General features: G+C 69.1%; 12 protein-coding genes. 7 read left to right on the forward strand and 5 right to left on the reverse strand.

Translation table 11 applies throughout. From position 1 onward, the window contains the following. Positions 1-52: 52 nt before the first annotated feature. The gene (locus ORK51_RS16890; protein ID WP_070426514.1) at positions 53-337 is read left to right on the forward strand and encodes a hypothetical protein; all 285 of its coding nucleotides are present in this window, start codon (positions 53-55) and stop codon (positions 335-337) included. Between the two features lie 14 nt (positions 338-351). Here ORK51_RS16890 and ORK51_RS16895 read toward each other — a convergent pair whose 3' ends face one another. Then, positions 352-723: a MerC domain-containing protein gene (locus tag ORK51_RS16895; RefSeq protein WP_046272885.1), complete on the reverse strand. Its 372-nt coding sequence runs from the start codon at positions 721-723 to the stop codon at positions 352-354. 70 nt (positions 724-793) lie between these two features. On the opposite strand from ORK51_RS16895, the gene ORK51_RS16900 reads away from it, so the two are divergent. Next, positions 794-2,122, forward strand: a complete 1,329-nt coding sequence (locus ORK51_RS16900) for a GTP-binding protein (RefSeq protein WP_266086023.1) — start codon at positions 794-796, stop codon at positions 2,120-2,122. A gap of 10 nt (positions 2,123-2,132) precedes the next feature. Here ORK51_RS16900 and ORK51_RS16905 read toward each other — a convergent pair whose 3' ends face one another. Next, complete coding sequence (locus ORK51_RS16905; RefSeq protein ID WP_266086025.1) at positions 2,133-3,743, reverse strand: ABC-F family ATP-binding cassette domain-containing protein; 1,611 nt, start codon at positions 3,741-3,743, stop codon at positions 2,133-2,135. Positions 3,744-3,929: 186 nt separating this feature from the next. Then, positions 3,930-4,832, reverse strand: a complete 903-nt coding sequence (locus tag ORK51_RS16910) for a LysR family transcriptional regulator (RefSeq protein ID WP_266086027.1) — start codon at positions 4,830-4,832, stop codon at positions 3,930-3,932. Between the two features lie 309 nt (positions 4,833-5,141). Here ORK51_RS16910 and ORK51_RS16915 point away from each other — a divergent pair, with 309 nt between their 5' ends. Next, positions 5,142-6,344, forward strand: a complete 1,203-nt coding sequence (locus tag ORK51_RS16915; RefSeq protein WP_266086029.1) for an MFS transporter — start codon at positions 5,142-5,144, stop codon at positions 6,342-6,344. 79 nt (positions 6,345-6,423) lie between these two features. After that, entirely contained in the window at positions 6,424-7,398 is a 975-nt protein-coding gene (locus ORK51_RS16920; RefSeq protein ID WP_266086031.1) for a polysaccharide deacetylase family protein, read from the forward strand. A gap of 9 nt (positions 7,399-7,407) precedes the next feature. On the opposite strand, the gene ORK51_RS16925 is transcribed toward ORK51_RS16920, so the two are convergent. Continuing rightward, on the reverse strand, positions 7,408-9,012 hold the full coding sequence (locus ORK51_RS16925) for an EAL domain-containing protein (protein WP_266086033.1): 1,605 nt from the start codon (positions 9,010-9,012) through the stop codon (positions 7,408-7,410). Between the two features lie 236 nt (positions 9,013-9,248). Here ORK51_RS16925 and cycA point away from each other — a divergent pair, with 236 nt between their 5' ends. From cycA to ORK51_RS16940, 3 genes are all read left to right on the forward strand, one after another. Further along, complete coding sequence (gene cycA, locus ORK51_RS16930) at positions 9,249-10,628, forward strand: D-serine/D-alanine/glycine transporter (protein ID WP_046272893.1); 1,380 nt, start codon at positions 9,249-9,251, stop codon at positions 10,626-10,628. A gap of 104 nt (positions 10,629-10,732) precedes the next feature. Beyond that, complete coding sequence (locus tag ORK51_RS16935; protein ID WP_070426523.1) at positions 10,733-11,506, forward strand: lytic transglycosylase domain-containing protein; 774 nt, start codon at positions 10,733-10,735, stop codon at positions 11,504-11,506. Positions 11,507-11,707: 201 nt separating this feature from the next. Further along, the gene (locus tag ORK51_RS16940) at positions 11,708-13,792 is read left to right on the forward strand and encodes an NHL repeat-containing protein (RefSeq protein ID WP_266086036.1); all 2,085 of its coding nucleotides are present in this window, start codon (positions 11,708-11,710) and stop codon (positions 13,790-13,792) included. A gap of 6 nt (positions 13,793-13,798) precedes the next feature. Here ORK51_RS16940 and ORK51_RS16945 read toward each other — a convergent pair whose 3' ends face one another. After that, on the reverse strand, positions 13,799-14,173 hold the full coding sequence (locus ORK51_RS16945) for a YciI family protein (protein ID WP_019185729.1): 375 nt from the start codon (positions 14,171-14,173) through the stop codon (positions 13,799-13,801). Positions 14,174-14,238 lie beyond the last annotated feature (65 nt).

Below are 14,238 nucleotides of genomic sequence, written 5' to 3' on the forward strand. Positions count from 1 at the left end.
CCTCGTGCCGCCAGATTCTCCGCAAGCGCCGCGCCCATCGTCTGTCGCACCCATGTCGGCTCAACGGCTACCGCTGCTTGGCCTGGTCAGCTTCCTCGGCCTTCCCGTCGGGGCGGCCGCCGCGCATATCGCCACGGCCGCCAACCACGGGGTCACCGCCGGCGCCAGCACCACCGGCGTCTCGATCGGCGTACTTGCTTCAGCAGCCGTGGGCCTGATCGCCACGGTCGGCTCGCGCGTCCGTCAGGAGCGCTGGCCGTGGCTGGGCATCGTCGGTGCGGTGCTCAGTGCGGCGCCGCTGGTGCTGTTCCTGGTCGGGATGATGTTCAAGCACTGAGCCGGGCCGTCCGCTCAATGCCGGTGCCGCCGCCAGGCATTCCACACATGCGTGCTGGCCAGCAGCAGGCTGCCGACCACGGTCATCGGGGTCTCGGCGTCGTGGCTCGGCCATCCCATGGCGCCGGCCAGCAGCAACAGGAGTCCGATCGCCGCGCCGGCCATCGCCAGCACGGGCAGGCGATGCTGGCGGTGGGCGCGCCACAACGCGAAGCCGGTCACCGGCGCGGCGATGGCCACGAACAGGGCATGCACCCACTCGGCCTGGGCCCACACGCCCATCAGCGGGAGCATCGCCGCGAGCAGCGGCAGGGCCAGGCAGTGCAGCAGGCATAGGCCGGAAAGCGCAATGGCGCCGGCATCCAACAGGGCAGAGGATCGCTTCATGGGGCGTGGGGGCCTTGGTCAGTGAATGTTATATAGTAACATTTCATTCCCCTTCCTGACCTGCTCTGCCATGACTGCCTCTGCCTCCTTTGATTCGCGTCTGCCGGTGACCGTGCTGTCCGGCTTCCTGGGCGCCGGCAAGACCACTCTGCTCAATCAGCTGCTGCGCAACCGCGAGGGCCGCCGGGTCGCGGTGATCGTCAACGACATGAGCGAGATCAACGTCGATGCGCAGCTGGTGCGCGAGGGTGGCGCCGCGCTGAGCCGCACCGAGGAAACGCTGGTGGAGTTCAGCAACGGCTGCATCTGCTGCACGCTGCGCGATGACCTGCTGCAGGAGGTGCGCCGGCTCGCGGCGGAGGGGCGCTACGACTACCTGCTGATCGAGTCGACCGGGATCGCCGAGCCGATGCCGGTCGCGGCAACCTTCTCGGTGCGCGATGAGGATGGCTTCAGCCTCAGCGACATCGCGCGGCTGGATACGCTGGTGACGGTGGTCGATGGCGCGCGGTTCCTGCACGACTTCGGCTCAAGTGACCGGCTGATCGACCGCGGCCAGCAGGCCGGTGAGGACGACGACCGCGGTGTGGTGAATCTGCTCGCCGAGCAGATCGAGTTCGCCAACGTGATCGTGGTGAGCAAGTGCGATCTGATCGACGATGACACGCTGCAGTCCACGCTCGCCGTGCTGCGTGCGATGAACCGCGATGCGCGGCTGGTGCTGTCCGAGCAGGGCAATGTGCCGCTGCACGAGGTGCTTGATACCGGCCGCTACGATTTCGTCAAAGCGCAGCTGGCGCCGGGCTGGATGCAGGCGCTGCGTGGCCAGCACACGCCCGAGACCGAGGAGTACGGCATCACCAGCTTCGTCTACCGCTCGCGCCGGCCGTTCCACCCGCAGCGTTTCGCACGGCTGCTGGAGACCGGGCTGGGCAGTGTGATCCGCAGCAAGGGTTTCTTCTGGCTGGCCAACCGCATGGACTGGGTGGGCGAGCTCTCCAGCGTCGGTGCCGCCACCCAGACCTCGGCCGCCGGCTTCTGGTATGCCTCGCGCGAGCGCATGGAGGCCGGCCTGGAAAACACCGCGCCGCTGCTGCCGCCCACGCGCGTGCCCTATACGGATATCGGCTGGTCCCGCCAGCAGGCGGCGTGCTGGACCGCGCCGATGCCGAGCGTGGAACAGGTCGGTGATGCCGGCGAGTACGAGGCGATGCGTAAGCTGTGGCATCCTTGGTGGGGCGACCGCCGCCAGGAGCTGGCGGTGATCGGGGTGGCGATGGACGAACCCGCGGTGCGCGCCGAGCTGGATGCCTGCCTGCTCAACGATGAGGAACTGCGTGCCGGGCCGCTGCTGTGGCAGCTGCTGCCGGATGCGTTTCCGGCGTGGGCGCGCACGTAGCCGCGCGGCGTTACACCGGCGTCAGCCGCCACCCCGCATCGGTTGCGCGCAGGGTGTGGGTCAGGCCCACCGCCTCCAGCAGCGCGCTGTCGTGCGAGACGATCATCAACGTGCCGGTGTACTGACCGAGCATCTGCTCCAGCGCGCCCAGCGAGGGCAGGTCGAGGTGATTGCCGGGTTCGTCGAGCAGCAGCAGCTGTGGCGGCGTCCGGGCGTACAGCACCGATGCCAGCGCCGCCTTCAAGCGTTCGCCACCGCTGAGCGTGGCCAACGGCCGCAGGCTGCGCTCGGCATCCAGGCCGAGCAGGGCCAGCTGCGTGCGCAGCGTGCCTTCGTCGGCCAACGGATGCGCGCGCTGCAGTAGTGACAAGGCCGAGGCGTCGCCCGGCAGCAGCGTGAGTGACTGGTCGAGCAGGGCGACGCTGGCCGCTACCTCGACCTGCCCCGAGAGCGGTGCCAGTGTGCCGGCGAGCAGCCGCAGCAGCGTGGATTTGCCGCTGCCGTTGCGGCCCTGCACGCCGATCCGCTGGCCGCGCTGCACGGTGAGATCCAGCGTGTTCCACGGCGCTTGCACCCATGGCAGTTCGGCGCCGATCAGCTCGGCGACGCGCTGCGGCCCGGGCTGGTGGATCACCGGTGCGAGCAGGGCGATCTCGATGTCCTGCTCCACCTCGCCGGCAGCCTCGCGCACGCGCGCATCCAGTTCGGTACGGCGCTCGTTCTGCTGTGCCTGCCAGCGGCCGGCAGTGTGCTCGCTGCGGTTCTTCATGCCACCGAGCAGGATCGGTGCCTGGTTGGCGGTGCGTGCATCGCGTGTAGCGCGCGCCTGCCGATGCGCCATCTTCTCGCGCTGATCGCGCAGCTCGGTCTGCTGCTGGCGGCGCTCGCGCTTGCGCAGGGCCAGCTCGGCCTGGGCACTGCGGCGCTCGCCATGTTTCTGACCGGCGTAGAGATCGTAGTTGCCGCCGTACTGGCGCAGCCCGCTTGGCGACAGTTCGACGATGCGCGCCATGTGCCGCAGCAGCGTGCGGTCGTGGCTGATCACGATCAGGCCGCCGTGCCAGCGCTGCAGCGCGTCGATCAGGCGCTCGCGATGGTCGGCGTCGAGGTGGTTGCTGGGTTCATCCAGGATCAGCCCCTCGGTACCGGACAGGAACGCGCCGGCCAGTGCGACCTGCATCGCTTGGCCACCGCTGAGCGTCGCCGCCGGCTGCAGGGGATCGAGCGCGGGCAGCCCGAGCAGGTGCCACTGTGCCTGCAGCTGCTCGCGCAGATCCCAGCGCTCACCCACGCAGCTGAAATCGTCGGGATCGACGCTGCCGGCTTCGATGCGGAGCAGGGCATCGAGCACCGCACCGACCCCGGCCAGGTCGGCGATGCGGCCCTCGGGTACGCCGCTGTGCTGGGTGAGCAGGTGCACCGGCCCACTGCGCAGGATGCGGCCGGAGGTGGGCGCGAGATCGCCGCTGAGCAAGCGTGCGAGCACGCTTTTTCCCACGCCGTTGCGTCCGACCAGACCGGTCGGGGTGCCGTCGAACGCGGCGGACAGTTCGGAAAACAGGACCCGGCCGTCGGGCAGGGTATGCGTCACGCGGTCGAGCGTGAGAGCGAATGCGGTCATGCGACCTCCATTGGATGCCAAGGACTCCCCACCTGCGGAACAGGCGGGTGGAGACGGGCCGTCAGACGACGGCGGCATCAATGGCGCATGTAGGCCTACCTCGGCAACAAAGGCGGCTGGCTGCCGCGAGGCCAGTATAGAACCGCGCGGCGGCGGGCCGATGAACGCGGCCTGCTCAGCAGCTGCTCAGCAGCTCACGCCGGTCAGCCGCGCGCTGATGAAATCGATGAAGACCCGCAGCTTGGGCAGCACATGGCGGCCGGAGGGCCAGAGCAGGTAGAAGGTGCCGCAGGCATGGATGCGCTCGGCCATCACCCGCTGCAGCCGACCGTCGGCCAGTGCCTCGCGCACCGAGTGCTCGGGGATGTAGGCGATGCCGCGCCCGGCCAGCGCGAAGGCCAGCCGCGCTTCGATCGTATTGCTGACCATCGAGACCGGCAGTGCCAGTGGCGCAGCGCCTGGCGTCTGCGGCAGCGGCCACGGCTCCAGCTTGCCGCTGCTGGGGAAGCGGTAGTGCAGGCAGTCGTGGTACAGGAGGTCCTCGGGCACACGTGGCGTACCGCGCCGGGCCAGGTAGTCCGGGGAGGCCACCAGGTAGCGCGGGAACACGCCGAGTTGCCGGGCACTCAGACGCGAGTCGGTGGGCTCGCTGACCCGCAAAACGGCGTCGAAACCCTCCTCGATCACATCGACCAGGCGGTCATCGAAATCCAGCTCCAGGCGGATGCCGGGATAAGCCGCCATGAACTCGGTGAGCAGCGGCAGCGAGATGTCGCCGACCAGCGGCAAGCTGACCCGCAGCACCCCCGTGGGCGCCTCGGTCTGCTGGACCAGCTCGTCACGGGCGGCGTCACGCTCATCCAGAATGCGCCGGCAGCGGACCAGGAAGCGCTCTCCCTCGGCGGTGAGGGTGATGCTGCGGGTGCTGCGGTGGAACAGCCGCACGCCCAGTGCCTGCTCCAGACGCGACACGGTCTTGCCGGCGGCCGAGGCGGAGATGCCGAGCATGCGGCCGGTCTCGACGAAGCTGCGGGTGTCGGCGACCTGCACGAAGGTCTGCAGGTTGCCGAGGTTGTCCAGGGCTGACATGGGTGGAGGCATGGGGAGGAAAGCGGGCACTGTAACCGTCGGCAGGGCCTGCGGGGCGGGAGGTGCAGCCATCGGCCCGCAACACTGCGGTGCGCCAGGGGCCGGTTGGGGTGAAAGACCTTGCGGGGAGGGCGCTTCACCGATTGCGGCCCTGCAGGTCCGGAATGTGCGGAACGCCAACCGGCTGTTTCGGCAGGCGCTCGCGGCCTACGGTGGCGCTCCCTCACCTCCCGGCGCCGCCATGTCCTCCTTCCCTGACCTCCGCGACCCCACGCGCCCGCTGGATGCGGCCTCCACCCGGGTGCACCCATGAGCGGTCACGCGGTCGATACCAGCGCCGTGCCCCTGCCCAACGCGGCCACCCGATTGCCTTTCGGCGGTCTGCTGGCGCTGGCCTGCGCGGGCTTCATCACCATCCTCACCGAGGCATTGCCGGCGGGCCTGCTGTCACCGATGAGCGCCGATCTGGGCGTGAGCCGCGCGCTGGTCGGGCAGCTGGTCACCATCTACGCCCTGGGCTCGCTGGTTGCCGCACTGCCGATGACCGCATTGACGCGGCGTTGGCCACGCCGCCCGCTGCTGCTCACCGCGATCGCCGGTTTCGTGGTGGTCAATACCATCACCGCGATGACACACCACTACGGCCTGATGCTGGTCGCACGTTTCTGCGCCGGCATCAGCGCGGGCCTGCTGTGGTCGCTGGTGGCGGGGTACGCCAGCCGCATGGTGGTGCCGCAGCTGCAGGGCCGGGCGATCGCGGTGGCGATGGTCGGCACGCCACTGGCGCTGTCGCTGGGCATACCGGCCGGTACGCTGCTCGGCCAGACCATCGGCTGGCGCTGGGCGTTCGGGTTGATGTCGCTGCTCAGCGTGGGCCTGCTGGTGTGGGCGCGGCTGGCGCTGCCGCCGTTGCCGGCCCCGGGCGCAGCGGCCCAGCAGCCGCTGGGCAACGTGCTGCGCCTGCGCGGCATGCGCACCGCGCTGATGACGATGTTCCTCTACGTGTTGGCGCACAACGTGCTCTACACCTACATCGAGCCGTTCGCGGCGCTGTCCGGCGCGGCGGCGTGGCTGGATCGCCTGTTGCTGGTGTTCGGCGTGGCCGCGCTGGTCGGCATCTGGATCACCGGGCTGCTGGTGGATCGCTGGCTGCGCGCGCTGGTGATCGCAAGCACCGTGGCCTTCGCACTCTCGGCAGTGGCGTTTGGCCTGTGGCCCGGCTCGCCGTGGGTGCTGGTGATCGGGACGGTGGTGTGGGGCATATCCTTCGGTGGCGTTCCCACGCTGTTCCAGACCGCGGTGGCGCGCCGTGCGGACGAGGCCGGGGACATCGCGCAGTCCTTCGTGGTGACCGGCTGGAACCTGGCGATCGCACTGGCGGGCATCCTCGGCGGCGTGATGCTGGAAACCGTCGGTGAGCGCTGGCTGCCAGCGGTCCTGCTGGTGCTGCTGCTGGCCACGTTGATGGTGGTGTTGCGCCAGCCGCGCGCCTGGGCACCGATCACGCACTGAGCCCAGCCGCCGCACCCGGCAACATGGACCGTGATGCCCGGCGCTATGCTGGGGCCGGGTATCGCGATGGGAGCAGCGGGTGCGCAAGGAAGTTCTTCGAAGTGCTGTGCTGGCCCTGCTGTGCCTGGCCGGCATCGCCCACGCGGCGGCGCCGGAGCGGCGCATCGCGCTGACCATCGATGATCTGCCCTGGCAGCGCCTGGACGAACGCGCCGAGCCCGAGCTTGCCGCCCGGCATGCGCAGCTGATCGCGGCCCTGAAGCGGGCCGACGTGCCGGTGGTGGGCTTCGTCAACGAGGTCAAGCTGGAGGTGGACGGGCAGGTGCAACCGGCGCGGGTGCAGATGCTGCGCGACTGGCGCGATGCCGGCGTTGAGCTGGGCAACCACACCTATGGGCATGTCGACCTGCATGCGATCGGGCTGGCTGCCTACGAGCAGGACATCCTGCGCGGCGAGGTAACGCTGCGTCCGTTGCTGGCCGAGACCGGGCAGGCGCCGCGCTGGTTCCGGCATCCTTACCTGCGTGCCGGGCAGTCGCCGCAGGAACGCGCGGCGCTCGGGGAGTTCCTGCAGCAGCACGGGTATCGGGTTGCACCGGTCACGGTCGACAACAGCGAGTGGATCTGGGCGTTCGCCTACGATCATGTGCGCGATACCGACACCGATCCTGTCTCGCGCGAGGCACGCCTGCGCCAGCTGCGCCGTGGCTACGTGCCTTACATGCTCAAGAAACTGGACTACTACGAGCAGCAGGGCCAGCAGCTGCTGGGCCGGCTGCCGGCGCAGGTGTGGCTGATCCACGCCAACGCGCTCAGTGCCGACTGCGTGGAGGAGCTGGTCGCGGCCACGCGCCGGCGGGGCTATCGCTTCATCTCGCTGGAGGCCGCCTTGCAGGATCCGGCCTATCAGCATCCCGATGGCTACAACGGCGCCGGTGGCATCAGCTGGATCCAGCGCTGGGCGATGGCGGAAAACAAACCGAAGGCTTTCTACGCAGGCGAGCCTCCGGTGCCGGCATGGGTGATGACGCTGGCCGGGCTCGAGGGCGAATGATGCGCCGGCTCAGGCCACGGTGTCGCTGTTGGGGTTCTGCATGTTTTCGCGTGCCTGGCCGTACTGCTGCTTGCGCTGCTGGTGGAAGGCCATGAACTCGGCCGGGGCCAGCGCCTTGGAGAACAGCCAGCCCTGCCCGAACTCCACCTGGCGCGCCTGCAGATAGGCCAGCTGCGCCGGGGTTTCCACGCCTTCGGCCACGGTGAACAGGCCCAGGGTCTTGGCCATGTCGATGATGTGCGAGGTGACCGGGCTGGTCGCGCTGTCGGTGCCGATCGCATCGATGAAGGATTTGTCGATCTTCAATGCATCCAGCGGCAGCTGCTGCAGGTACTGCAGGCTGGAGTAACCGACACCGAAATCATCGATCGCCACGCAGTGCCCCAGCCGCCGCGCATTGGCCAGGCTGGTGCGGGCGCGGCGGACGTCGATGAAGCCACGCTCGGTGGCCTCCAGCCAGATCTGCTGCGGATGGATGCCGGTGCCGTGCAACTTGCTGGAGAGCACCTTCAGCGCGCGGCCGCTGCTGACATCCTCGGCGGCCAGGTTGATCGCGATGTGGGCGGTGCGGTCCTGCACCAGCAGCTCGCGCATGTCGGTGATCACATGGTCGATGACCTGGTCGGTCAGCGCTTCGATCAGGCCGGCCTCTTCGGCCAGCGGAATGAACAGGTCCGGCCGCACCAGCGTGCCGTCGGCACGGCGCCAGCGCACCAGCGATTCGGCGCCCACGCAGATGCCGGTGTCCAGTTCGATGATGGGCTGGTAGTGCATGAAGAACTCACGCCGGCGCACCGCCGTGGCCAGCTCGCCCCGCAGCGACAGCCGCCGCCGCGACAGCCACACCACGCCGCCGATTATCGCCAGCGCGCCGAGCACGCCCAACGGGATGAACTGCCCGATCTGGTGGCGGAACGCGGCAACCAGATCGGTCCGCGGCGCCATGGCGATCGCCAGCCACTCCTGGTCCTGCGCGCTGGCATACAGCGTCTGGCCTTCCAGGCCGCTGGCCGGTTCACGCAGCAGGCGCTGCAGCAAGGCCTCGTCGGGGATGTCCTGCTGGGCGATCAGGCGCCCATCGGGGCTGGCCACCGCCAGGCGCACGTTCGGGTCGACGATCACGTCGACCAGCCGGGCCGGGTCCATGAGGATGTCGTAGCGTCCCAGTTGCAGGGCCAGCAGCGGTTGCTGGGGAGTGCCTGCCAGCGGCCGCACGTCCAGGGTGATGCCCGCGCCTTCGGCAGTGACATAGGCCGGCGGGCGCTGGATGATCTGCGCGTCCATCGGGCCCCAGGACGTGCAGGCCAGCCGGCCGTTCTCGAAATAGCCCACCTGTTCGGCCGAGTGGGTGCGTATCACCAGGCTGCGCATCAGCTGCAGGTGCTCGGGCGAGCACGGTGCCAACGTGCTCTGGTTGAGCTCGCGCAGGGTGGCCAGCGCCGTCTCGTAGGCGCGGTGCGCGCGCTGCAGGGTGCGCTCGGCGGTGGTCTGCAGCCGCACCTGCTCGGATTCGCTGGCGCGGCTCCAGGTGAAATAGAACACGGTGGCGATCGGCACCAGGGCGCCGAGCAGGGCAAGCACTACGGTGGCGGCAATGATCCTGGCGCGGTTCAAGCAGACCTCGGTGCCCTGGCGGAGCCCTATATGACCATCAGCGGGCAGGGATTGGAACCATCCGGCGGGGGCGCCATCGCCCTGCCGGCATCACGCGCGGTGGAGCGAGGTGAATCCGTCACATCATCGCCCCGGGCAGTGCCCGGCCACGGCCCCCGCGAACGGCCCGATGGCGACTGGCGCAACGCCTCGCGGAGGTCTATGTTCGGACGCTTCGCCCCTGCCGACGCTGCCCCATGACCGATCCTGCCGTCCCGCCGGAACACCTCCGGCGCAGCCTCTCCAACCGCCACCTGCAGCTGATCGCCATCGGCGGTGCCATCGGCACCGGTCTGTTCATGGGCTCGGGCAAGACCATCAGCCTGGCCGGCCCGTCCATCGTGCTGGTGTACCTGATCATCGGCGCGATGCTGTTCTTCGTCATGCGCGCGATGGGCGAGCTGCTGCTTTCCAACCTGCAGTACAAATCCTTCATCGACTTTTCCACCGACCTGCTCGGGCCGTGGGCCGGGTTCTTCTGCGGGTGGACGTACTGGTTCTGCTGGATCATCACCGCCATCGCCGATGTGATCGCCATCGCCGCGTATGCGCAGTTCTGGTTCCCCGAGCTGGCACCGTGGATACCGGCGCTGCTGTGCGTGATCCTGCTGCTCAGCCTCAACCTGGTCACGGTGAAGCTGTTCGGTGAAATGGAATTCTGGTTCGCGCTGATCAAGATCATCGCCATCTGCGCGCTGATCATCACCGGCTTCGGGCTGGTCGCCTGGGGATTCACCGCCCCCTCCGGGCACGTGGCGTCGTTCTCCAACCTGTGGAACGACGGTGGCGTGTTCCCGATGGGCATGGCCGGTTTCTTCGCCGGCTTCCAGATCGCGGTGTTCGCCTTCGTCGGCATCGAACTGGTCGGTACCACCGCAGCCGAAACCGCTGATCCGGAGCGCAACCTGCCCAAGGCGATCAACTCGATCCCGGTACGCATCCTGGTGTTCTACGTGCTGGCGCTGATCGCGATCATGGCCGTCACCCCATGGCGTGAGGTGGTGCCCGGCAAGAGCCCCTTCGTGGAACTGTTCGTGCTGGCCGGCATTCCCGCCGCGGCCAGCCTGATCAACTTCGTGGTGCTGACCTCGGCCACGTCGTCGGCCAACAGCGGCATCTTCTCGACCAGCCGGATGATGTATGGCCTGGCCGAAGAGGGGCACGCACCGAGCGCGTTCCGGCGGCTGTCGCGCGCGGCGGTGCCGGCGCTGGGGCTGGTGTTCTCCTGCGTGTGCCTGCTGCTGGGCGCGATGCTGATCTATCTGATCCCGAACCTGGTGACCGCGTTCACCCTGGTCACCACGCTGGCCGCGGTGTTGTTCATGTTCGTGTGGTCGTTGATCCTGTGCTCGTACATCGTCTACCGCCGCAAGCGCCCGCACCTGCACGCCGCCTCGGCGTTCAAGATGCCCGGTGGCGTGCTGATGTGCGGGGTGTGCCTGGCCTTCTTCGCCTTCGTGCTGGTGCTGCTGACCCTGCAGCCGGACACGCTGTACGCGCTGGCGATCAGTCCGCTGTGGTTCGCCCTGCTCGGCCTGGGCTACGCCGGCAAGCGGCTGCTGGCCCGCCGCCACTGAGTCAGCGCCGGGCCTGCCAGCACGGCAGGCCCGGTATTCACCTTCGGTTCGCGCCCCCGGCCGGATGATCGCGCCGCACCCTTCCGTGCCCCGATCCGAGCCCGATGAATCCGACCCTGCCTGCCGCGTTGGCCCTGTTGTCGTTGCTGCTGCCTGGCCTGGCATCGGCGCGCACGGTCTATCGCTGCGTGCAGAGCAACACGGTCAGCCTGGCCACCGCACCCGAGCCCGGCTCCAGGTGTACCCCGCAGCAGATCGACGACAACGCCGTGCAGACCCCCAACCTGTGGGGAAACATGGGCGTCTTCAGCGGCACGTTGTATGAGCGCGAACAGGACGGTGCACTGGTCTACTCGACCCGCAACCTGCCGGGCTCGCGCGTGTTCCTGAAGTTCACCGTGGCCACCCCACCGGGTGAACCGGCGCACGAGGGCCTGGGCAAGGTCGGCACGCCGCAGTTGAACCGGCATGCCAAGCAGTTCAAGGCGGCGGCCAAGGCCACCGGCGTGGACGATGCCTGGCTGCGTGCGATCGCCCATGCCGAAAGCGGTTTCGATGCCGGCGCGATCTCACCCAAGGGCGCGCAGGGCGTGATGCAGCTGATGCCCGATACCGCCACCGAATACGGCGTGGCCGATCCGCTCTCGGCCGAGCAGTCGATCAGCGGGGGCGCGCGCTACATGAAGGCGTTGTTGCGCCGGTACAAAGGCGACCGCGTGCTGGCGGCCGCCGCGTACAACGCCGGCATCGGTGCGGTGACCCGCTACAAGGGCGTGCCGCCGTATGCGGAAACGCTGGCCTACGTGGAGAAGGTCAGCGCGCTGTATGTGCGCTATCGCGAGGCGATGGGGTTCAAGGTGGAGACGCCGGCGAAGTAGGCGCTGCTCCAGGGCGAAACGTCACGCGCAGTACCGCGCATGGGTCGCCACGCGGCCCACCGTGTTCACCGCCGCCTTGACCTCGGCACGCTGCGTGGGCGGCTGCCAGCGCGCGTAGACCATGAGCGCTCCCGGCGTGCAGGGTTTGCAGGCACGCCACGAGCGGCTAAGGTCGTGTCCCGAACAGCAGCAAGGACAGCGATGACGCGCGGACGATGGACGATGGTGGTGCTGATCGCCGCTCTGATGGCGGCAGCGCTGGTTTGGACCTTCCTGCGTGAACCGGCCGCGCCGGCGCCGCCACCGGGCCCTGTGGCGACGGCCCTGGGCTGGACGCCGGCAATCAGCGTGCTGGCCGGCGACGGCGTGGGCGGCAGTACGGAGGGCCCCGCAGCCCAGGCACGCTTCGCCGATCCGTACGGCCTGGCCGTGGATGCACACGGCGTGGTCTACATCGCCGATGCCGGCGACAACAACCGCATCCGCCGCGTCCATCCCGACGGTCGCGTGGACACGCTGGCCGGGCAGGGTGAGGGTTGGCGCGATGGCGCCGCCCTGCAGGCGCAGTTCAACACGCCCTCCGGGATCGCACTGGATGCGGGCGGCAATGTCTATGTTGCCGATACCGGCAACCACGTGATCCGCCGCATTGCGGTGGATGGCACGGTAAGCACGCTGGCCGGTGATGGTCAGCGCGGGTTCGTCGATGGCCCGGCCGCCCAGGCGCGCTTCGATGGGCCGATGGGCGTGGCGGTGGATGCGGGCGGCCGCGTCTATGTGGCCGATACCTACAACGATCGCATCCGCGTCATCGAACCCGATGGACGGGTGCACACCGTCGCCGGTGGCGAGCGCCCGGGCCTGGTCGATGGCATCGGGGCGGCCACCCGCCTGGATACGCCGGTGGCGCTGGCACTGGATCCGCACGGCAACCTGCTGATCGCCGATCTGTTCAACAACGCGATCCGCCAACTCGCCCCGGATGGCACGCTGGGCACCCGGGTCGCCGATGGCGGCCTGCTCAGCGGACCGATGGCGCTGGCGGTGACCCATGACGGGGTGGTCTACGCCAGCGACATCAACGGCAAGGTGGTGCAGATCTCGGCCCAGGGCCATCAGCTGGCACTGGCCGGGGTACCGCCGCAGCCCCGCTTTGCGCGGCCCACCGCACTCGCGCTGGATGCCGAGGGCGGCCTCTATCTCGCCGATGCCGCCTCCTACCGCGTGCACCGGCTGCGTGCCCTCGGGCCTGGGCAGACGGCGCCGCCGGCGTTGATCGGCCCGGCACCGGAGGCTCCCTTGCCCGACACCGCCGGCCGGTGGCCGCTGGCCCCGCAGGACGGGTGGCACGAAGTGGTCGGCACGTTGGGTGAGGTGCGCGGGGACTTCAAAGGCGAGAGTCGGCACCATCTGCATGGCGGGTTCGACATCCGCGGCGGTGTCGGCCAGCCGGTGTTGGCGATCGCCGATGGCAAAGTCGATACGCCGTTCGCGGCGTGGTCGGTCGGCGGCCAGGCCGAAGGCCTTTCGCTGGGCCGGCTCAAATACATCCATATGAAGGTTGGCCGCGATCCGCGCGATCGGCCTTTCGATGCGCGCTGGCAGCAGCTGTCCGGTGAGGACGGCAAGCTCGAACGCATCCGCGTGCGTCGCGGCACCCGGTTCGCCGCCGGCGAAGCACTGGGCAGCATCAACCGGATGGCGCATGTCCACCTGAGCGTGGGTGCCAGTGGTTTCGAGCGCAATGCGGTGGCACTGGGCTTCACCGGTTACGCCGATACGTTCGCGCCGCGCATCACCGAGGTCGCCGTGCTGGACGATCTGGACCGGCCGGTCAGGGCGGGTGCCGACGGGCGCGTCGCGATCCCGCGCCAGGGGCCGGGCGTGCAGATCGTGGTGGAGGCGTGGGACCAGGTGGACCGCAATCTGCCACGGCGCCGGCTGGGGCTGTACCAGGTCGGCTACCAGGTCCTGGATGCGCAGGGCCAGCCGCTGGCCGGGTACGAGCAGCCGCGCTTCAACATCGTGTTCAACCGGATGCCGCGCGAAGACAGCGCCACCCGCGTGGCCTACGCGCCGGACAGCGGCATCACCGTGCATGGCAGCGCGGTCACCCGGTTCCGCTACCTGGTCACCAACACGGTGCGCGATGGCTTGGTCGAGACCGGACGCTGGCAACCGGATGCACTGCCGGCCGGCGAGTACATCCTGCGGGCCAGTGCGCGCGACTACAGCGGCAATGAGGCCATCGGCCCGCGCGATCTGAAGATCACGCTGTTGCCTTGAGCGGTGTCAGGCGCCGACGCGCACGCGTTCGGCGTCCATGTCGGCCAGCGGGCGTACCTCGATGCTGCCGAAGCGCGACCACGGGAACTGCTGGGCGATGCGCATCGCCTCGGCGTGGTCGGGCGCGTTGATCAGGTTGAAGCCGGCCAGCAGTTCGTGGGTTTCGGCGAACGGGCCATCGGTGATGCGGGTCTGGCCCTGGCGCACGCGCAGCGTGCGCGCGCTGTCCACCGGTTCCAGCTTCTGGGCGAGCACCAGGGTTCCCTCGGCCTGCAGGCGGTCGGCGTGGTGCAGGCAGTCATGCATCAGGCGGTCGTATTCGTCGCCGGGCAGGGCCTGCAACAGGCCCTCGTCGATATAGATCAGCAGAAGAAATTGCATGGCCGGACCAGGGTGGGCGGGGAAACCGCATGATGCCCCAGCCCGCGGTCGTGGCGTGTTGCAGC

Source organism: Stenotrophomonas sp. RIT-551 (genome assembly GCF_026241915.1).
Taxonomy (GTDB): Bacteria; Pseudomonadota; Gammaproteobacteria; order Xanthomonadales; family Xanthomonadaceae; genus Stenotrophomonas; species Stenotrophomonas bentonitica_A.